This is a genomic window from Pseudomonas sp. TWP3-2, from assembly GCF_049897765.1.
Lineage (GTDB): Bacteria > Pseudomonadota > Gammaproteobacteria > Pseudomonadales > Pseudomonadaceae > Aquipseudomonas.
Genome location: NZ_JAFCWW010000015.1, coordinates 1 through 19859 on the forward strand (window position 1 = coordinate 1; position 19859 = coordinate 19859).

Consider the following 19859-nt stretch of genomic DNA (forward strand, 5'->3'; position numbering starts at 1 on the left):
CCTGGTGATCCTGGCCCGCAAGCTTGCCCGAGTGGTATTTGCACTGCTGAAGGGGGAGGACGAATACCAACCGAAAGTCGGTTGAGGGCTTCCCCTCAACCATAGAATCTCCCACAGGTGTCGGTGAAGTCAGCACAGATTTCCTATCTTGCCGACTAACATCCCCTCACACTTTGGCCTTTAATCTTTCCTTAACTCCCCTGTTCAAGACTCTTGATCGTATTTCTCGATATTTCAAAGCGAAATTTTCCGCTTTAATTCGATAGATAACTCGCTAGTCTTGGTTCGCAGTTCTCCACAGGATTTGGGCAATGCAGCTACGTAACACTTCTTCGCGCTACGGTTGGGTCAGCATCTTCATGCACTGGGGCGTGGCGCTGGTGGTCTTCGGACTGTTCGCACTGGGCCTGTGGATGGTCGGGCTGGATTACTACAGCACCTGGCGCAAAGACGCGCCGGATCTGCACAAAAGCATCGGTCTGGTGTTGTTGGGTGTGATGGTCCTGCGGGTGTTGTGGCGTTTTATCAGCCCACCGCCGCCAACGCTGCAAAGCTACAGCCGCATGACTCGCATTGGCGCGAAGTTCGGCCACGGGTTTCTATATGTCGCGCTGTTTGCTGTGATGCTTGCCGGTTACCTGATTTCCACCGCAGACGGTGTCGGGATCCCGGTGTTTGGCCTGTTTGAAGTTCCTGCACTGGTTTCCGGACTACCGGATCAGGCAGATACCGCTGGGGTGATTCATTTCTACCTGGCATGGGCGCTGGTAATTTTTTCCGGCCTTCATGCGTTGGCAGCAATGAAGCACCACTTTATCGATCGTGATGCGACCCTGACACGAATGCTGGGACGCAAAGCCTGATGTTCAACCTCGACTCCAAAGGAAAACAAAGCATGTTGAAAAAGACTCTGGCCGCTCTGGCAATCGGCGCTGCCGTTCTGTCCTCCAACGTAATGGCTGCGGACTACGTCGTCGACAAAGAAGGCCAGCACGCCTTCGTCGACTTCAAGATCAGCCACCTGGGCTACAGCTTCATCACCGGTACCTTCAAAGACATCGACGGCAAGTTCAGCTTTGACGCCGCCAAGCCTGAAGACAGCAAGATCGAGTTCAACGTGAACACCGCCAGCGTGTTCACCAACCACGCCGAGCGCGACAAGCACATCGCCAGCGCTGACTTCCTCAATGCGAGCAAGTTCGGCAAAGCCACTTTCGTGTCCACCAGCGTCAAGTCCACCGGTGCCAACACTGCTGACGTGACCGGCGACCTGACTCTCCTGGGCGTGACCAAGCCAGTTGTGGTCAAAGCCACTTTCCTGGGTGAAGGCAAAGATCCATGGGGCGGCTACCGTGCCGGCTTCGAAGGCACCACGACCATCAAGCGTTCCGATTTCGGCAAGCAGAAAGACCTGGGCCCGAAATCCGATGCGGTCGAGCTGTACGTTTCGTTTGAAGGTGTGAAAGCGAAATAACTTTCGCCGGCCACACAAAAACGCCCCCGGTCTCGCGACCGGGGGCGTTTTTTATTGCCGAACACTTAATCGGGTATTCGCACATAACCTGTGGGAGCGGGCTTGCCCGCGATGGCGTCAGTTCAAACAGCATCAACTTTGAATGTACCGGCCTCATCGCGGGCAAGCCCGCTCCCACAGGATTTTGCGCTGTTCATAGAAATGCCCCGGCTCTTGCGAGTCGGGGCATTTTTTATTGCCGGGAAAAATCAGCGATTGCGGGTCAGCAATGCCGGTTTTTCGCCGCGCGGGCGGCTAGGCAGTTGATCAAGTTGCTCTGGAGTCGGGAAGCGATCGGCTTTCGATTCCTTGTGCATGATCTTCGGGCCAGTGCTGCGCGTGTTTTGCACGGCTGGCTCGGCGCTTGGCTGATCATCGCGAGCCGGACGGCGGTTGCGTGAGGACTCGTCGCGACGGCCCTGACCGTCACGCGGAGCACCACTGCGTGGGCCGATGCGTTTGGCGGGTGGAGTGCCGGTGCTCGAACCGTTGTTGTTACGCGGGTTGTTCTGACGGCCACCTTGCGGCTGACCGCTGCGTGGTGCGCCCGAACCAGTACCTGCGCCTTGCGCTGGAGCGTTGGGGCGACGACCGCGGCCGCCGGCAGGCGATGGCTTTGGCACGTAGTCGACGCGGTTGCCGAAGTTATCCACATCGTCATCAAGGAACACGTCGGGAGCACGGTCGGAAGCTGCGCGCGGAGTCTGGCTCGGCTGACGCTGCTCGCGAGCCGGGGTGCCTTCGCGTGGCTTCTGCGAACGAGCTGGACGCTCACCGCGTTCGCCGGCCGGCTTTTCCTTGCTCTTCTCTTTGCCTTTGTCCTTGCGACCGCCGCCACCGCCGCCGCCATTCGGACCGTCGCCGCGTGGGCCACGGGGGTTGCGCGGGTTACGCACATCCGGACGCTCACGCACTTCCGGCTTCTCGGCTTCAATGGTGCTCGAGTCGAAGCCCATCAGGTTGCCGTCGGCGATTTTCTGCTTGGTCATGCGCTCGATGCTTTTCAGCAGTTTTTCTTCGTCCGGTGCGACCAGCGAAATCGCTTCGCCCGAACGACCGGCGCGGCCAGTACGGCCGATACGGTGAACGTAATCTTCATCGACGTTCGGCAGTTCGAAGTTGACCACGTGCGGCAACTGGTCGATGTCCAGGCCACGTGCGGCAATGTCGGTGGCAACCAGAATGCGCACTTCGCCAGCCTTGAAATCGGCCAGCGCTTTGGTGCGCGCGTTCTGGCTCTTGTTACCGTGGATCGCGACAGCCGGCAGACCGTGCTTGTCGAGGTACTCGGCCAGACGGTTGGCGCCGTGCTTGGTGCGGGTGAACACGAGAACCTGTTCCCACGCACCGGCGGTGATCAGGTGTGCCAGCAGCGCACGCTTGTGGCTGGCCGGCAGACGGAATACGCGTTGCTCGATGCGCTCGACCGTGGTGTTCGGCGGCGTCACTTCGATGCGTTCCGGGTTGTGCAGCAGCTTGCCGGCGAGGTCGGTGATGTCTTTGGAGAACGTCGCCGAGAACAACAGGTTCTGACGCTTGGACGGCAGACGCGCGAGGACTTTCTTCACGTCGTGCACGAAGCCCATGTCGAGCATGCGGTCGGCTTCGTCAAGCACGAGGATTTCCACGTGGGACAGATCGACGCTGCCCTGGCCGCACAGATCGAGCAAACGACCCGGGCATGCCACCAGCACGTCAACGCCACGGGACATGGCCTGAACCTGCGGGTTGGTGCCGACGCCGCCGAAGATGCAGGCGCTGACGAATTTCAGGTCACGGGCGTAGATCTTGAAGCTCTCGTGCACCTGGGCCGCGAGTTCGCGGGTCGGGGTCAGGACCAGTACGCGCGGTTGGCGCGGGCCATGACGCTGGGATTTGTCCGGGTGACCATTGGGGAACAGCCGCTCCAGAATAGGGAGGGCGAAACCGCCGGTTTTACCAGTACCTGTCTGTGCCGCAACCATCAGGTCGCGACCTTGCAACACGGCGGGAATGGCCCGCTGTTGCACCGGAGTAGGCTCGGTATAGCCCGCATCATTGATGGCGCGGACTAAAGCCTCGGAGAGACCGAGGGAAGCAAAGGACATGAGTAATCCTGTTCTAGTTAGGGCTTGGCCCAATGGGAATCTTGCCTGGCGCGAATCGCGTTTAAGAGGACGCAATCCCGTCCGGTCCAGCTGCGGTTCCGAAGGCACGTCTGGAGCGCTCGCGCGGGCTGAAAGCTGCGCTGTAGCGGGTCGAGAAGCCTGTTACGGTTCCGGGCGTCCGGGCGTGAGCCTGGCGGGAACGCCGGAGTATAACAGAGCAATCACTGCGCGCCGCTTTCCTGCTGCTCAACGGTTTTACTGTTGGCGGTGGCGCTGCCCAGCGGTGCGGCGAGTGCCGGGGCTGCGCCGTAGCGCGCACTCAGCTCGGCATACGCCGGTTCCCGCTTGAAACGCTTGAGTTCTGCGCCGAAACGCTGCACCAGCAAATCCATCCCGGCATTGCGCCGAACGGCCAGAAACTGGCTCTGACGGCTGATAACGGTCGGGTTCTCGCTGATTTTGTCCCGGATTCCCAGTTCATCGAGCAAATGCTGACCGACGCGGCGGTCGGTGATCAACAGGTCGATGCGCCCGCGTTCCAGCTTGCCGAAGTTGGCTTCGTGGGTCGGTGCGGGTTCGCGGGTGAACAGGGTCGACTCGCTGAAGTCGGGACTATAGAGATAGCCGGGCGAAGTGCCGATGGTCAGGCCTTTCAATTCATCCAGCGTGCGAAATGGATGCGGACGCTCATTGGCGTAGAACATCACGAACTCCACGTCCGACAGCGGTTCGCTGGGGTAGAGCAGGGTCGCGTCGCGCTCGGCGCTGTGGAATATATCCAGTGCGCCGTCGGCCTGGCCGGTTTCAAGCATCGACAGGCAACGCTTCCACGGCAGGAATTGCCAGTCGACTTCAATCCCCAGCCGCTGGAACACAATCGCCGTGGTTTCGTAATCGAGGCCGAGGTTCTTGCCGCCTTCTTCGTAGACGTACGGCGCCCACGGTTCGGTGACAATGCGCAGCTTCTCGCCCCGAGCGGCAAAGCTCAGGCAAGCGAAAACCAGCACGGTGAATAACTGCGCGATCAAAGGCATGGCTTGAGATTACGACGAGAAACGGCAAAGAGCCAGAAACTGCCGGCACAAGCTCTAAATCGGGGATTAAAAGCAAAAGATCGCAGCCCCGACAACCCCATGTAGGAGCTGCCGAAGGCTCGGGCCGCGATCGGACGATCTTTTGATCTTGCTCTAATGTTTAGCGCGGCAACTTCAGGTTATTCCAGATCGCCAGGCTAGGCTCAGCCTGGTTCATGGAATAGAAGTGCAGCCCCGGTGCGCCGCCCTGCAACAGGCGTTCGCACATCTCGCTGACGACTTGCTCACCAAAGCGCTGAATGCTCTGAGTGTCATCGCCATAGGCTTCCAGTTGCTTGCGGATCCAGCGCGGAATTTCCGCACCGCAGGCATCGGAGAAGCGCGCGAGTTTGCTGTAGTTGGTGATCGGCATGATCCCCGGTACCACCGGAATATCCACGCCCAGCGCCTGCAAACGGTCGACAAAGTAGAAGTAGCTGTCGGCGTTGAAGAAGTACTGGGTGATCGCGCTGTCGGCGCCGGCCTGGGCCTTGCGCACGAAATGGGCGAGATCGTCTTCGTAATTGCGCGCTTGCGGATGCATCTCCGGGTAAGCGGCAACTTCGATGTGGAAATGATCGCCGGTTTCTTCACGAATGAATTCAACCAGCTCATTGGCGTGACGCAGCTCGCCGCTGGTCATGCCCATGCCGGATGGCAGGTCACCACGCAGGGCAACGATGCGCTTGATGCCGGCAGCCTTGTACTCGTTCAGCAGGCCGCGCAGGTCGTCCTTGCTGTCGCCAACGCACGACATGTGCGGGGCGGCGGGTATTTTGACTTCGCTTTCCAGCTGCAACACGGTGTTCAGCGTGCGATCTCGGGTCGAACCGCCAGCGCCATAGGTGCAGGAGAAGAAATCGGGATTGTACGTTGCCAACTGACGGGCAACGTTGAGCAGCTTTTCATGCCCAGCATCGGTCTTGGTCGGGAAGAACTCGAAGCTGTAGCGACGGTCTTGGGACATGGTCATACCTTTGGAAACACGAAAGCCTGCGGTATGTTTCATCTGTGGGATCAAGCTTGTATGTGGCGAGGGAGCTTGCTCCCGCTGGAGCGCGCAGCGCTCCCAAATATCCTGGGGCCGCTTCGCAGCCCAGCGGGAGCAAGCTCCCTCGCCACAACAAGCCAATCCAACAAATAAAGCAGCCGGTTACTTAGTAGCGGTAAGCGTGCGGCTTGAACGGGCCTTCGACGGTTACGCCGATGTAGTCAGCCTGTTGCTTGGTCAGTTGCGTGACCACGCCGCCGAAGCCGCGAACCATTTCCAGGGCCACTTCTTCGTCGAGTTTCTTCGGCAGTACTTCAACGGTCAGACGCTCGGCTTTCTGGGCTGGCGACAGGTCGGCGTACTTCTGGCCGAACAGGAAGATCTGCGCCAGAACCTGGTTGGCGAACGAACCGTCCATGATGCGGCTCGGGTGACCGGTGGCGTTGCCCAGGTTCACCAGACGGCCTTCGGCCAGCAGGATCAGGTAGTCGTCGTTCTGTGCGTCGAACGCGCCAGCGCCGGTACGGTGAATCTTGTGTACCTGTGGCTTCACTTCTTCCCATGCCCAGTTCTTGCGCATGAAAGCGGTGTCGATTTCGTTGTCGAAGTGGCCGATGTTGCAGACAACAGCGCGCTTCTTCAGGGCTTTGAGCATGTTCGAGTCGCAAACATTCACGTTGCCGGTGGTGGTCACGATCAGGTCGATCTTGCCCAGCAGTGCTTTGTCGATGCTTGCTTCAGTACCGGTGTTGATACCGTCGATGAACGGCGAAACCAGTTCGAAACCGTCCATGCAGGCTTGCATGGCGCAGATCGGGTCGACTTCGGAGACCTTGACGATCATGCCTTCCTGGCGCAGGGACTGAGCCGAACCCTTGCCCACATCACCGTAACCGATGACCAGCGCTTGCTTGCCGGACAGCAGGTGGTCAGTACCGCGCTTGATCGCATCGTTCAGGCTGTGACGGCAGCCGTACTTGTTGTCGTTCTTGGACTTGGTCACCGAGTCGTTGACGTTGATGGCCGGGATGCGCAGTTCGCCCTTGGCCAGCATGTCCAGCAGACGGTGTACGCCGGTGGTGGTTTCTTCGGTCACGCCGTGAACGCGATCCAGCACTTGTGGGTACTTGTCGTGCAGCAGCTGAGTCAGGTCGCCGCCGTCGTCGAGGATCATGTTGGCATCCCATGGCGCGCCATCTTTCAGGATGGTTTGCTCCAGGCACCACTCGTACTCTTCTTCAGTCTCGCCTTTCCAGGCGAAAACCGGGATGCCGGCAGCAGCGATAGCGGCAGCAGCCTGATCCTGAGTCGAGAAAATGTTGCAGGACGACCAGCGCACTTCGGCACCCAGGGCAACCAGGGTTTCGATCAGCACGGCAGTCTGAATGGTCATGTGGATGCAGCCGAGGATCTTGGCGCCTTTCAACGGCTGTTCGCCGGAGTACTTGCGACGCAGACCCATCAGAGCCGGCATTTCCGATTCGGCGATGATGGTTTCGCGACGGCCCCAGGCAGCCAGGGACATGTCGGCAACTTTGTAATCGGTAAAATCTGCAGGCGTGATAACAGCGCTCATGAAGAGCCTCCATTCGTAATGTATGCGAATGGGCGCCGTTGTGCGTTTAGTGTCCGGCACAAGGCCGGTCAACGCCCCATCCGAGCCTGACAGGTTGTACCTGCTGCAGCGCCCCTCGGACAGGTGGCGGGAAAACGGTAGCAAGTGAACATTACCGTTTTGAAACGGCCGCGATTATAGCTGTCCGGGCTGATCTTCCAAAGGGTTTCTGTCGGACAAATGAAGATTGCCAATCATGACCATAGCGGATCGGTCATGGAGCGTGACTGTCCGGTCTGCCATGATGGCGCCCATCATTCGGCCAGACGCTCAGGAGTGAACATGAATTTCCACACCCGCAAATGGGTAAAACCCGAAGACCTCAACCCCAACGGCACGCTGTTCGGTGGCAGTCTGCTGCGCTGGATCGACGAAGAGGCGGCGATCTACGCCATCGTCCAGTTGGGCAATCAGCGCGTGGTGACCAAGTACATTTCCGAAATCAACTTTGTCAGCGCCTCGCGCCAGGGCGACATCATCGAGCTGGGCATCACCGCCACCGAATTCGGCCGTACCTCGATCACCCTCACCTGCGAAGTACGCAACAAGATCACCCGCAAGAGCATTCTGACCGTCGAGAAAATGGTCTTCGTGAACCTCGGTGAAGATGGGCTGCCAGCACCGCACGGGCGCACTGAAATCAAGTACGTCAAAGACCAGTTTCAGGAAGATGAACTAGTCAGCGAGTAATGCGAGCCCTGTAGGAGCTGCCGCAGGCTGCGATCTTTTGACTTTGGCTATTTAAAAACAAGATCAAAAGATCGCAGCCTGCGGCAGCTCCTACATGTCCGGCGTACATATAAGGATTTGCGCAGCGCCCACAGAACGTATTCCAGGCCGCAGGGGTCGTAGCTAAACGACACCCCCACGGTTCACACGCCATGACGACTCCAACAGACGGCAAGACCCCCGATCTCTCGGCCCAGGAACAACACGAAGTCGAGAAAAACCAGCCGCCCCGCGCGGCGGTTCTGCATGAAATCATTCGCACTCAGGGCGATCAGGAACTTGAGCGCAGCATCGCCGCGCTCTGGTGGTCTGCACTGGCGGCTGGCCTGACTATGGGCCTGTCGCTGATGGGCATGGGTCTGCTCAACTCGCGGTTGCCCGACGGCGAAGAGTTCAAGGTGATCGCCAGCTTCGGTTACTGCGCCGGCTTTCTTGCGGTGATTCTCGCGCGCCAGCAACTCTTCACCGAAAACACATTGACTGCCGTGCTGCCGGTGATGACCAAACCCACCCTGGCGAATTTCGGTCGGCTAATCCGGCTCTGGACAGTGGTACTGGTCGGCAACCTGTGCGGCACGATTCTGGTGGCCTACGTGATGCTCGAACTGCCGATTTTCGACAGCAAGACCGATCTGGCTTTCCTCGAAATCGGGCACAAGATCATGGAAAACGACGCTGGCCAGATGTTTGCCAAGGGCATTGTTTCCGGCTGGATGATCGCCACCATGGTCTGGATGATTCCGTCGATGGAGAGCGCGAAGATGTGGATCATCATCCTCATCACCTACTTGATGGCGCTCGGTGACTTCACGCACATCGTGGTCGGATCGGCGGAGGTGTCGTATCTGGTATTTGCCGGCGAGTTGCCGTGGAGTGATTTCTGGATAGTATTTGCCGGGCCGACGCTGGCGGGCAATATCATCGGCGGGAGTTTCATCTTTGCGCTGATCAGCCATGCGCAGATTCGCAGCGAGAGCGGTGCGCCGAAAGAGCCCGCGGCGAAGAAAGCTGCGGATCTGGCCGGAAAACCTGATCCGCAGCAGGTCAAGAAGTGATCAATGGTGCGCTGGCTCGCTGACATTGGCAGGCTCATCGCGAGTCGCATGCTTGACCAGTTTGCCGATGGTCAGGCCTTGGAGCAGGATCGACGACAGCACCACGATGTAAGTGATGCTGAGCAACAGATCACGCTCCGGGCCCAGCGGCAATGCCAGTGCCAATGCCACCGATACACCGCCGCGCAAGCCGCCCCAGGTCAGGATGCGGATGGTGCCGCGCGGCACGCTGCGCCAGCGACGCAGCAGGACAATCGCCGGCGCCACGGTGAGCAGGCGCGACGCCAGAATCGCCACCGCGAGCATGCTCGCCGCCGCCACGTGCGACCAGTTGAACGGCAGCAGCAACAGCTCCATACCGATCAGCGCGAACAGCAACGCGTTGAGCATGTCATCGAGCAATTCCCAGAAGCCGTCGAGGTATTTACGGGTCATGTCGTTCATCGCCAGATTGCGCCCCAGGTTACCGATGATCAGACCGGCCACCACCATCGCAATCGGCGCCGAGACGTGCAGCTCGGTGGCCATCGCCGAACCGCCGATCACCAGCGCGAGGGTCAGCATGACTTCGATCTGATGCTGCTCGATGCTCTTGATCATCAGGTACACCAGATAGCCGATCAGGCCGCCAAACAGCACGCCGCCAATCGCTTCATGCACGAACAGCATCGCGGTGGCGCCAACCGTCGGCGTCTCGCCCAATTGCGCGATACCCAGCAGCACGGTGAACACCACCACCGCCGTGCCGTCGTTGAACAGCGACTCGCCGACGATGGTGGTCTTCAATGGCTTCGAGGCATTGGCGGTCCGCAACACGCCGAGCACCGCAATCGGGTCGGTCGGCGAAATCAGTGCGCCGAACAGCAGGCAGTAGAGGAAACTCACGTGCCAGCCGAACAGGGCGAAGATGTAATAGGCCAGGCTGCCGATCACGGCGGTGGCGATCAATACGCCGAAGGTCGCCAACAGGCCGATTGGCCAGCGGTAGCTGCGCAGGTCATTCAGATTGACGTGCAGTGCGCCGGCGAACAGCAGGAACGACAGCATCCAGTTCATCAGCAGATCGCCGAAGTCGATCTGGCCGATCAGTTGCTGCACGCGTTCTTCAAGACCGGGATAGCCGAGCAGACTCAGGCCTTGCAACAGCAGGGAAAACATCAGCGCCGTGACCATAACGCCGATGGTCGGTGGCAGACCGATGAAGCGGAAGTTGACGTAGGTGAGGAGGGTGGTGAGGCAGATGAAAGCGGCTACAAGTTCAAGCATCCGGGGTCCTTTGGATGAGGGGTGGAAAGACAGCGCCGTGATTCTTCGGCGCATGGGTTGGATGGGCAGTTGCGGAGCGGGGACACAATTGTGTCCCCAGGCAGTCAGCCGGCCACATGGACCGCAGTAGCATTGCGCCGTTGCAGATAAATAAAGAACAGCGCCGTGAGGACAGTCAACACGCCAACCAGCGCCCCAGTCCAAGGCAAATCCGCCAGATCCGCCCCACTGGCCACCACCAACCCGCCAATCCACGCGCCGGCAGCGTTGCCGAGATTGAACGCGCTCTGATTCAGGGTCGAACCGAGATTCGGCGCCTCGTGCGCCTGATCAATGATCAGCAGTTGCAGAATCGGGCACAGCGCAAAGGCAAAAATCCCCCACAGCACCAGCGTGATCGCCGCCGGAATTAGCGAACGGCTGGTCTGGCTGAATGCCGCCAGAATCACTACCACCGCCAGTGCCACGCCCACCAGAGAAGGCAGCAGTCGGCTATCGGCCAAGCGTCCGCCGAGCATGCTGCCACCGGTCAAGCCAACGCCGAACAGCAGCAGCATCACGGTAACGCCATGCGGGCTGACCCCGGTGATGTCCTGCAAGATCGGCGCGATGTAGGTGAACACACTGAACAGGCTGGTCGACGCCAACACGCTCATGGCCAGCGCCAACAAAACGTTGGCCTTGCCCAGCACTTTGAATTCGCTGGCCAGATTGGCCTTGTTCATGGCGATGTGTTTCGGCAGCCACAGCCATTGCGCGAGTGCGGCGATCACACCGATCACCGAAACGGCCCAGAAGGTTGAGCGCCAGCCCGCGTACTGGCCGAGTGCTGTGCCCAGCGGCACGCCGAGGACGTTGGCCAGGGTCAGGCCGGTAAACATCATGGCAATTGCCTGAGCGCGTTTGTTCGGCGCGACGAGGCCGGCGGCAACTATCGAACCGATGCCGAAGAACGCGCCATGACACAACGCGGTGACCACTCGCGCGGCCATCAGCGTCGCGTAATTTGGCGCCAGCGCGCAGAGGATGTTGCCGAGAATGAACATCAGCGTCATGCCTAGCAGCGTAGCTTTGCGGGGCATGTTCGCGGTGGCGATCGCGAGGATTGGCGCGCCGAATACCACGCCCAGCGCGTAGCCAGTGATTAACAGACCGGCATCGGGAATGCTTACGGATAGGTCGCGGGCGACATCGGGCAGCAGGCCCATGATGACAAATTCGGTGGTGCCGATGCCGAAAGCGGCGACGGCCAGTGCAAGCAAGGCGAGGGGCATGCGCAAGGTCTCTTGTCGGTAGTCTTGACGCTTTGATCAGGCATACGCAGGCCGACGACCGATCTCGGAAGAGAGCGGTGCAGGCAGCAATTATTGGAATTAGTCTGTGCGCAACTGAGTGCGGCGTGGTCGCTTGCAGTATAAACAGCAGCTGACACATCGCGAATCAATAATCTGACTAATTGCCCGGCGGCCTCTACCGGGCGTTGGCAAAAAAAGGAGTTGGCTGTGCTGGCAACGGCTTTGGTGTTAGTGGCGGCGCTGCTGCACGCGGCGTGGAATACCCTGATCAAATTCAGCGCCGAGCGGTTGCTGGTGGTGGCGTGCATGGACACGGTGGCGCTGTTGTTTGTCGCCGTGGCATTGCCCTTCGTGAGTCTGCCGCCGCTGGAAATCTGGCCGTGGATTCTCGCCTCGGCGGCATTCGAACTGCTCTACCGCTATCTGCTGATTCAGGCTTATCGAGTCGGCGATCTGGGCCTGGTCTATCCGCTGATGCGCGGATTATCGCCACTGGTGGTGCTTGCGCTGACTCTGATCTTCGCTGGCGAGGTGCTGAGCACACAGCAGATCTTCGGCATTCTGCTGATCCCGCTCGGCATGCTCTGCCTGCTGTGGCAGGGCGGTGGCGGGGCGCGCTTGCCGTGGTCGATGCTGCCGATGGTGGCGCTGATCGGCTTGTGCATCGGCTGCTACACCTTCATCGATGGCCAGGCCTTGCGGCGCTGGTCGCATCCGCTGGATTACCTGGTCTGGGTCACGCTGCTCAGCGCCTGGCCGTTTCCGCTGCTGGCGTGGGTAGCCAAGCGTCCGGCGTTTTTGCAGTTCTGGCGCGAGCAGTGGAAGTTGGGGCTGACGGTCGGGTTCTGCGTGTTGTTCAGCTACGCTCTGGTGCTATGGGCGATGCAATTGGGCTCGATTGCCGAAGCGGCGGCGTTGCGCGAGATCAGCGTGATTCTGGTGGTGTTGTTCGGCATGCGTTACCTGAAAGAACCTTTCGGCCGGCCACGGCTCTTAGCCTGTGGGCTGGTACTGATCGGCATGCTGGTGATGAAGTTCTGACGGCCTGAAATCAAATTCTGAAAAAGGACTGCGTTATGACGGTGGCTTTGTGGTGTGTGTTGATCGCGATCTTTCTGCCGTATGTGTGCACGGTGGTCGCCAAGGCCTCTGGCGGCTTCAGGCTCAGGGATAACTACGATCCACGGGATTTTCTCGAAAGCCTGAACGGCGTGGCCCGGCGGGCGCATGCGGCGCAGTTGAACAGCTTTGAAGTGACCCCGGCGTTCGCCGCGGCGGTGCTGGTCGCGCATCTGGTGGGCACTGCGCAGTTGGTGACGGTGAATGTGCTGGCGGTGTTGTTTATCACCAGTCGCCTGCTGTACATCATTTGCTATCTGGCGGACTGGGCGGCGCTGCGGTCGGTAGTGTGGTTTGTCGGGATGGGGTTGATTGCCAGTTTCTTTTTTGTGTCGATGTGACAGGCAAGATCAAAAGATCGCAGCGTGCCGCAGCTCCTACATGGGATCGATTTACACCTTGTAGGAGCTGCGGCACGCTGCGAGCTTTTGCCTTTTATGGTTTGTCTGCGACCTGAGGCACTTGCGGCAATGCCGCGCCTTTTGGCCAGAGCATCCAGATCTGCCCCTGCTGTTTCATGTCTCCCGCCAGTTGCCCGGCTGCCTCGCCGGTGCCCCAGAACAGATCTGCACGCACTTCGCCGGCAATCGCGCCGCCGGTATCCTGCGCCGCCACTGGCCGTACCAGCGCCGTGCCGTCCGGGCGCGTGGTCGACAGCCACAACAAACTGCCCAACGGAATCACCTTGCGATCCACCGCTGCGCTGTAACCGGCAGTCAGCGGCACATTCAACGACCCACGCGGGCCTTCGTTGCTGTCCGGGTTGCGGGTGAAGAACACGTAACTCGGGTTGCTCCCCAACAGTTCGGGAATGCGCGCCGGATTGGCCTTGGCCCAATTGCTGATCGCGCCCATGGTCACGTCTTCCTTTTTCAGCTCACCCTGCTCGACCAGCCAGCGGCCAATTGGTCGATATGGGTGACCGTTCTGGTCGGCGTAGGCGATGCGCAATTGGCGACCGTCTTCGGTCTGAATCCGCCCGGAGCCCTGAATCTGCAAAAACTGCAGGTTCATCGGGTCAGTCAGCCACGCCACCACCGGGGCTTTGACGCCTTGGCTCTCGATGGTCGCTGCGTCGTCGTAAGGCTTGAGCACGCGACCTTCAAGACGCCCGCGCAGACGTTTGCCTTTCAGCTCTGGATAAATGCTGTCGAGCGAGACGATGATCATGTCTTCGGGCACACCGTACACCGGCACGTTCGCGGTTTCGGTCTGGGTCAGGCTGCCGGGGTACACCGGTTCGTAGTAACCGGTGATCAAACCGTTGGGGTTGTCATTGGCGGCGCGTAGCCCGTAGACCGCGAGGTTCTGCTTGAGGAACGCGCGGATGTCGTCAGCGTTCTGCGGCACATTGGCCGCTGCCGCGCAGGTCGCGCCCCATACCGCGTCAGCCTTGAGTCGGGTGCAAGCGCTGCGCCATGAACCGAAACCGGCCACCAGATCAGAGTCGGAAACCGCGGGCAGCGCTTCCCACGTGGCGCTGGAGTAAGTCGCCAACGCGTGGGTTTTGGGCTTGGCGGTGTCGCCGCCAGTGCAGCCGGCGAGGATTGCCAGCAGCGGGATGGTTGCGAAGAGCGGATGACGCCAGGCCTTGAAACGGCTGTTCATGGAGATTTTCCTGTGTCGGTTGCAGAAGTGCTCCATGCGCTGATGCAACCCTATTATTAATGGGGCTATTGGTGTTTGCCTGTCGCGCGGGGATACTGGCCGCCGATTTCCGTGACCTGAAGCCACCATGACTCTTAAAAGACTTTCTGTTGTATTGCTGGCCTGTCTGACCTTGTCCGCCTGTGGCGGTGTAGATCCAAACTCTCCGCTGGGCCAGCGCAAGGCCATCTTCAAACAGATGCTCAAGACCGGTGAGGACCTCGGTGGCATGCTGCGCGGACGCATTCCGTTCGACGGGCCGAAATTCGCCGACGGCGCGGTCAAGCTGGATGCCTTGTCCCACGAGCCGTGGAAACATTTCCCGCAGGTGCGCGAAGAAGATCACACCAGCGCCAAGGACGATGTCTGGCAGAAACAGGCACGCTTTCAGGGAATGGCCCGCACCCTTGAAGCGGCCACCGGTGAATTGGTGATCGCCAGCAAGGTTCAGCCGTACAAGGCCAGTAACCTGGGGCCTGCGGTGCAGAAGGTTGAAGATGCCTGCAGCGCTTGCCATAAAGAGTTTCGTGATCATTGATCTGAGTAACTGTGGCGAGGGAGCTTGCTCCCGCTGGGCTGCGCAGCGGCCCCAATATCGGCGCCCGGACGAATCGGGAGTCCTTCGGCCTCCAGCGGGAGCAAGCTCCCTCGCCACAGGGATCTTCGATTACTTATCCAGTTCGTCCAGCGCGTCCTGCAGTTCTTTGCGCGACTCGGCGAGTTTGTTTTTGCGTTTGTCGATCTTTTCCGGATCGCCTTTCTTCATGGCCTTGTCCAGATCTGCCTGGCGCTGGCTGACTTCGTGCTTGGCGTCGAGCACCTTGTTTTCGCGTTCTTTCTTCAAACCGGCATCGGTGCAGTGTTCAGTCACTTCGCGCAGTGCGGTTTCCAGCCCTGCCTGCTGATCGGCGTTGCCGCGTGATTTGGCCTGTTCGATCTGGTTGATGATGCCCTGCTTCTTGGCAGCGCAACCGGTCAGGCCGGGCGCATCTTCGGCGGCCATCAGAGGTGCAGCCATTACGCCGCAAAGTGTCAGCAGGGCGAGCGGTGCATAAAATTTCATAAAAGCTCCATGTGCAAAGACATACAGGTCGGTGGGGCACTGCGCTGTTGGAGCGCCTCGGCGACTTTGGGTTCCCGATGTACCGGGGATTACGAATTCAAAAGCCGTCGATGCCGGCGGCTTGCAAGGTGTCTCTCAGGGCCAGCACCTGCGGGTCGCGGAAAAATGCGCTCAATTGCGCCGCGCGACCGGGGCCGATTCCGGGTTCAGCCTGCCATTGTGCGGTGTCGCGTTGTGCCAGCGCCTGCCATGAATCAGCCAATTGTGCCTGACCGGTCGGCGGCAGCCCGAGGGCTTTGAGCCATTGTGCGAACGGTCGCTGGCGGGCGCTGTGAAAACTCTCCAGCAGGCGCGCGCTACTGCGTTCGCCAAGGCCGGCAATGTTAGCAAGCTCTGGCCCGTCGAGGGTCAACCAATCCAGCAGGCTGGCGAGGCGGCCTGTTTCGAGAAGTTTCTCCCAAGTACCAGGGCCGACGTGCGGCAGCGCCAGCCCCTTTCTGCCGCTGAGCCAAGTCAAGCGTGCGAGGAACTGACTTTCGCACCCCGGCGTCGGTTGCCAGCAGCTTAGTGGGTGAAAGTCACTGGCGAGAGGAATGTGCATGTCCGTACGCTCGGTGGCGCGCAGCACGACGCTGTCGAGGCGCGGAATTGTCAGCCCGGCCAGACTGATCGCCACCTGATCGCCGGGACGAATGTCCAATTCCTGCCAGCGCTTGAGTGAACTGACGCTGACGCGTTTGATCTGCCGGTCATCGAGCATCACCGGTTCCAGATCCAGCACCGGCGTGATGCGCCCGGTACGACCGATATTGAAGTTGACCCTGCGTACGTCGGCCAACGCCTGAGCGAACGGGTATTTCCAGGCGACGGCCCAGTAGGGTGGGCGCGCTTGCCAGCGTTCGGCGGGTGGACGCTCACTGTGGCGCAGAACCACGCCGTCGGTGGCGAAGGGCAGCGGCGAGCGATACCAGTGATCGCGCCACTTGTGCGCTTGCGCGAGGCTGTTGATTGATTGGCTGTAAATCGATGTCGAAGCGAAGCCCAATTGCTCCAGAGTCGAATTTCGCTCGGGCAGATCAGCCGGTCCTTGCGGCCAGTCCCAGACAAACAAGCCTATTCCCGACGCTTGCTCCGCGCTCAATGTCTTGCGCCCCATCAGTCCGGCGACAGTGGCGCGCGCGTTCAGGCTGCCGGAGCGGGCCTGCACATGCTCGTCGAGTCGCCAGTAAAGTTCGCCCTGAACCAGCAGATCTCGTGACTGTTTCAACCTCTGAGGGATCGCGGCGATCTTCTGTGCCGACACAGTCCAGTCCTGCCCGCGAACCCCGTCGCCACGGCTGATTGCCTGCTGCAACTGGCAGCCGCGATAAACCAGTGTGACTGCCACGCCGTCGATTTTGGGTTGTATCCAGACATCTTTGCGATCGCGCAGCCAGGCTTCAATGGCCGTCGCATCGTGGCGTTTTTCCAGGCCGGTGTGGGCGATGGGGTGTGCGACCGTGCCAGACGCGGTGCGAACTGGATCAGGTGCTGCAGGGAGTTTGAAACACTGTCGCCATGCACTCAGTCGCGAGCGGGATTGGTCATAGAGTTCATCGGCGATCAAGGCGCGGCCTTCGCGATGGTAGGCGTCGTCCCATTGGTTGATCTGCGTTTGCAGGGCGGTGGTTTCGGTCTCGGCTCGGGCGATTGGCCAGTTGGGGCAGTCAGCCGCTTGGGTGGTCAGGGAAGCGAGGCTCAGCAGTAGAGCGAAAATCAGGCGCAGTGTGACAAGCATCGTGAGCGTCCTTGCTCAAGGAGAATGCTCGAAGCCTAGGCGACAAATTGAGGTGGGGAGAGCAGGTGTTTTGCGGGTTGTTTCCAAAGCCAAAATCAAAAGATCGCAGCCTTCGGCAGCTCCTACAGTGAAGGATCTTCGAGCATAAAAAAACCCCGCACGGCGCAAACCGTGCGGGGCTTTCATACAGCCAGAAAATTACAGACCGGCAGCAGAACGCAGGGCGTCGGCGCGGTCGGTTTTTTCCCAAGTGAAGGTGGTGAAGGTGTCTTCGCCAACAGTCTTGGTCTGCGAGGTGCGGCCGAAGTGGCCGTAGGCTGCAGTTTCCTGGTACATCGGGTGCAGCAGGTCGAGCATGGTGGTGATTGCGTATGGACGCAGGTCGAACACTTCACGCACCAGTTTGACGATTTTGTCGTCGCTGATCTTGCCGGTGCCGAAGGTGTTCAGCGAGATCGACGTAGGCTGGGCCACACCGATTGCGTAGGAAACCTGAATCTCGCAACGCTCGGCCAGGCCGGCAGCCACGATGTTTTTCGCCACGTAACGACCGGCGTAAGCAGCCGAACGGTCAACCTTCGAAGGATCTTTACCGGAGAATGCACCGCCGCCGTGACGGGCCATGCCACCGTAGCTGTCGACGATGATTTTGCGACCGGTCAGACCGCAGTCACCTACCGGGCCGCCAATGATGAACTGGCCAGTCGGGTTGATGTGGAACTGAGTGTCTTTGCTCAGCAGTTCGGCAGGCAGTACGTGCTTGACGATCAGCTCCATCACGCCTTCGCGCAGGTCTTTGTACGACACTTCCGGGTTGTGCTGGGTCGACAGAACCACCGCGTCGATCCCGACAACCTTGCCGCCTTCGTAACGGCAAGTCACTTGCGACTTGGCGTCCGGGCGCAGCCACGGCAGCAGACCGGATTTGCGGGCTTCGGCCTGGCGCTGCACCAGCTGGTGCGAGAAGGTGATCGGTGCTGGCATCAGCACGTCGGTTTCGTTGCTCGCGTAGCCGAACATCAGGCCCTGGTCGCCCGCGCCCTGATCTTCAGGTTTGGCACGGTCGACACCCTGGTTGATGTCAGGGGACTGCTTGCCGATGATGTTCATCACGCCGCAGGTCGCGCCGTCGAAGCCAACGTCGGAGCTGTCGTAGCCGATGTCGAGAATCACGGTACGCACGATCTCTTCCAGATCGACCCAGGCGCTGGTGGTCACTTCACCGGCAACGATGGCCACGCCAGTCTTGACCAGGGTTTCCACCGCAACGCGTGCGTGTTTGTCCTGGGCGATGATGGCGTCCAGCACCGCATCGGAAATCTGGTCGGCGATTTTGTCCGGGTGCCCTTCGGACACGGACTCGGAGGTGAAGAGGGAGTATTCGCTCATCTCGATTTTTTCCTGAATTTACCGATGGTGAGTGTCGCCAGCCGGTCGCTGAAAATGGCGGACCTGGATCTGGAAACCATTACGTAAGCCTACATAGAGGCTTTCCCCGGGAACGAGTCCCGCAGCGGTGGCCCAACGGGCCAAATCGTCCTGTTCAAACCCCAACCACAGATCACCGCAGGCCTCCCTGGCCCAACTCTGGTTGTGGCTACATAACTCTGTCACGAGCAGGCTACCGCCCGGTTGCAGCAGACTGGCCATGTGCTTGAGCGCATCGGCCGGCGCGGCGAAATGGTGCAACACCATGTTCAACACCACGCAATCGGCTTGCAGGCTCACGCCATTCAATGCATCGGCCAATCGCAGGCTGACGTTAGCCAGTTGTTCACGAACGCAGACCTGACGCGCCAGTTCGAGCATCGCCGGGCTGTTGTCCAGCGCAGTCACGGCACTGAAGCGGCGCGCCAGTTCCGGCAGAAAAGCACCGTCACCGGGGCCGACTTCAATGGCGGTGGCAGCGTCCTTGAAGTTCAGCTTGTCGAGCAGGGCCAGCACGCTTTCACGGTATTGCGGCAGGCCGGCAATCAAATCTTGCTGGGCGCGAAACTTCTCCGCCACCCGTGCGAAAAAGTCCTGACTATTGGCCGCCCGTTGCCCGTGAACCTGTGCGATCCGCGCCTGTACATCGTCGGGCAGGATCAGGTTGTCGACTTCTTCAAGCAGTGCGGCGTGCAGCTTGCCGCCCAGCAGTTCGGTATGCGGGAGGGCGCGGCGATAAAAGATCGCATTGCCTTCGCGGCGCGTCGCCACCAGATCGGCTTGCGCCAACACCTTGAGGTGATGGCTCATGCCGGACTGACCAATACCAAAAATCTGCGCCAGCTCCAGTACACCGAACGAATCGTTGGCCAGCGCGCGCAATACATTCAGCCGCAGCGGATCACCGCCAGCCTTGCACAAGGCCGCCAGCTCGTCGCAGTCGTCATGGCGAATGGAAGGCACACGTAAGTTCATAGGGCCAGCAGTCTAGAGACGGCCGGAAAACACCGCAAGGCCAATATCAAAAAGTTTTGATATTGCTCGATGGGTGGCGTTTTTTTGCACTTCTCACTGATCGGTTAACTCTACAAACCTGTAGCGGAAAGGTTTCACCAGCCGAAACCGCCGCTATCCATGGGAAAAACGCCTTTGGATGACTATCTGTCATTGCCCCAAGGCGTCCCGGTGAGGGAAAATGCTC

General features: G+C 59.9%; 18 protein-coding genes and 1 riboswitch. Of the genes, 7 read left to right on the plus strand and 11 right to left on the minus strand.

The annotated features are described in order from the left end of the window. The first annotated feature begins 311 nt into the window (after positions 1-311). Both ACP7EE_RS20085 and ACP7EE_RS20090 read left to right on the plus strand, forming a co-directional pair. On the plus strand, positions 312-863 hold the full coding sequence (locus ACP7EE_RS20085) for a cytochrome b (protein WP_420647335.1): 552 nt from the start codon (positions 312-314) through the stop codon (positions 861-863). 32 nt (positions 864-895) lie between these two features. Beyond that, the gene (locus tag ACP7EE_RS20090) at positions 896-1474 is read left to right on the plus strand and encodes a YceI family protein (RefSeq protein WP_426236169.1); all 579 of its coding nucleotides are present in this window, start codon (positions 896-898) and stop codon (positions 1472-1474) included. Between the two features lie 248 nt (positions 1475-1722). Here the strand turns inward: ACP7EE_RS20090 and ACP7EE_RS20095 are convergent, their stop codons facing one another. From ACP7EE_RS20095 to ahcY, 4 genes are all read right to left on the minus strand, one after another. Beyond that, the gene (locus ACP7EE_RS20095) at positions 1723-3600 is read right to left on the minus strand and encodes a DEAD/DEAH box helicase (protein ID WP_426236171.1); all 1878 of its coding nucleotides are present in this window, start codon (positions 3598-3600) and stop codon (positions 1723-1725) included. Positions 3601-3821: 221 nt separating this feature from the next. Beyond that, on the minus strand, positions 3822-4634 hold the full coding sequence (locus ACP7EE_RS20100) for a substrate-binding periplasmic protein (protein WP_426205233.1): 813 nt from the start codon (positions 4632-4634) through the stop codon (positions 3822-3824). Positions 4635-4794: 160 nt separating this feature from the next. Continuing rightward, on the minus strand, positions 4795-5640 hold the full coding sequence (gene metF, locus ACP7EE_RS20105; protein WP_426205232.1) for a methylenetetrahydrofolate reductase [NAD(P)H]: 846 nt from the start codon (positions 5638-5640) through the stop codon (positions 4795-4797). A 190-nt stretch (positions 5641-5830) separates the two neighbouring features. Then, positions 5831-7240: an adenosylhomocysteinase gene (gene ahcY / locus ACP7EE_RS20110; RefSeq protein ID WP_426236173.1), complete on the minus strand. Its 1410-nt coding sequence runs from the start codon at positions 7238-7240 to the stop codon at positions 5831-5833. A gap of 23 nt (positions 7241-7263) precedes the next feature. After that, a riboswitch (S-adenosyl-L-homocysteine riboswitch) is annotated at positions 7264-7363 on the minus strand. Positions 7364-7561: 198 nt separating this feature from the next. Between ahcY and ACP7EE_RS20115 the strand changes: the two genes are divergently transcribed. Together ACP7EE_RS20115 and ACP7EE_RS20120 are read left to right on the plus strand one after the other, a co-directional pair. Beyond that, the gene (locus ACP7EE_RS20115) at positions 7562-7969 is read left to right on the plus strand and encodes an acyl-CoA thioesterase (RefSeq protein ID WP_007913723.1); all 408 of its coding nucleotides are present in this window, start codon (positions 7562-7564) and stop codon (positions 7967-7969) included. A 191-nt stretch (positions 7970-8160) separates the two neighbouring features. Further along, positions 8161-9063, plus strand: coding sequence for a formate/nitrite transporter family protein (locus ACP7EE_RS20120; RefSeq protein WP_426236175.1), 903 nt, complete (start codon positions 8161-8163; stop codon positions 9061-9063). On the opposite strand, the gene ACP7EE_RS20125 is transcribed toward ACP7EE_RS20120, so the two are convergent. Both ACP7EE_RS20125 and ACP7EE_RS20130 read right to left on the minus strand, forming a co-directional pair. Beyond that, the gene (locus ACP7EE_RS20125) at positions 9064-10329 is read right to left on the minus strand and encodes a cation:proton antiporter (RefSeq protein WP_426236177.1); all 1266 of its coding nucleotides are present in this window, start codon (positions 10327-10329) and stop codon (positions 9064-9066) included. It abuts the gene before it with no gap. 104 nt (positions 10330-10433) lie between these two features. After that, the gene (locus ACP7EE_RS20130) at positions 10434-11603 is read right to left on the minus strand and encodes an MFS transporter (RefSeq protein WP_426236179.1); all 1170 of its coding nucleotides are present in this window, start codon (positions 11601-11603) and stop codon (positions 10434-10436) included. 228 nt (positions 11604-11831) lie between these two features. Here ACP7EE_RS20130 and ACP7EE_RS20135 point away from each other — a divergent pair, with 228 nt between their 5' ends. Together ACP7EE_RS20135 and ACP7EE_RS20140 are read left to right on the plus strand one after the other, a co-directional pair. After that, positions 11832-12665 (plus strand): EamA family transporter, encoded by an 834-nt coding sequence (locus ACP7EE_RS20135; RefSeq protein ID WP_426236181.1) that lies wholly within the window; start codon positions 11832-11834, stop codon positions 12663-12665. A gap of 35 nt (positions 12666-12700) precedes the next feature. Next, positions 12701-13084, plus strand: a complete 384-nt coding sequence (locus tag ACP7EE_RS20140) for an MAPEG family protein (protein WP_426236183.1) — start codon at positions 12701-12703, stop codon at positions 13082-13084. A 94-nt stretch (positions 13085-13178) separates the two neighbouring features. Here ACP7EE_RS20140 and mltA read toward each other — a convergent pair whose 3' ends face one another. Continuing rightward, a complete protein-coding gene (gene mltA, locus ACP7EE_RS20145; protein ID WP_426236185.1) occupies positions 13179-14351 on the minus strand; it encodes a murein transglycosylase A in 1173 nt (390 codons plus the stop codon). 127 nt (positions 14352-14478) lie between these two features. Here mltA and ACP7EE_RS20150 point away from each other — a divergent pair, with 127 nt between their 5' ends. Beyond that, positions 14479-14928: a c-type cytochrome gene (locus ACP7EE_RS20150; protein WP_426236187.1), complete on the plus strand. Its 450-nt coding sequence runs from the start codon at positions 14479-14481 to the stop codon at positions 14926-14928. A gap of 129 nt (positions 14929-15057) precedes the next feature. On the opposite strand, the gene ACP7EE_RS20155 is transcribed toward ACP7EE_RS20150, so the two are convergent. The 4 genes from ACP7EE_RS20155 to ACP7EE_RS20170 all read right to left on the minus strand — a co-directional run bounded on the left by ACP7EE_RS20155 (position 15058) and on the right by ACP7EE_RS20170 (position 19633). After that, positions 15058-15453 (minus strand): DUF1090 domain-containing protein, encoded by a 396-nt coding sequence (locus ACP7EE_RS20155; protein ID WP_426205224.1) that lies wholly within the window; start codon positions 15451-15453, stop codon positions 15058-15060. A 97-nt stretch (positions 15454-15550) separates the two neighbouring features. Then, complete coding sequence (gene ligB, locus ACP7EE_RS20160) at positions 15551-17230, minus strand: NAD-dependent DNA ligase LigB (protein WP_426236189.1); 1680 nt, start codon at positions 17228-17230, stop codon at positions 15551-15553. Between the two features lie 198 nt (positions 17231-17428). Beyond that, positions 17429-18619: a methionine adenosyltransferase gene (metK, locus tag ACP7EE_RS20165; protein ID WP_426236191.1), complete on the minus strand. Its 1191-nt coding sequence runs from the start codon at positions 18617-18619 to the stop codon at positions 17429-17431. A gap of 18 nt (positions 18620-18637) precedes the next feature. Continuing rightward, complete coding sequence (locus ACP7EE_RS20170; protein WP_426236193.1) at positions 18638-19633, minus strand: ArsR/SmtB family transcription factor; 996 nt, start codon at positions 19631-19633, stop codon at positions 18638-18640. Positions 19634-19859: the final 226 nt, after the last annotated feature.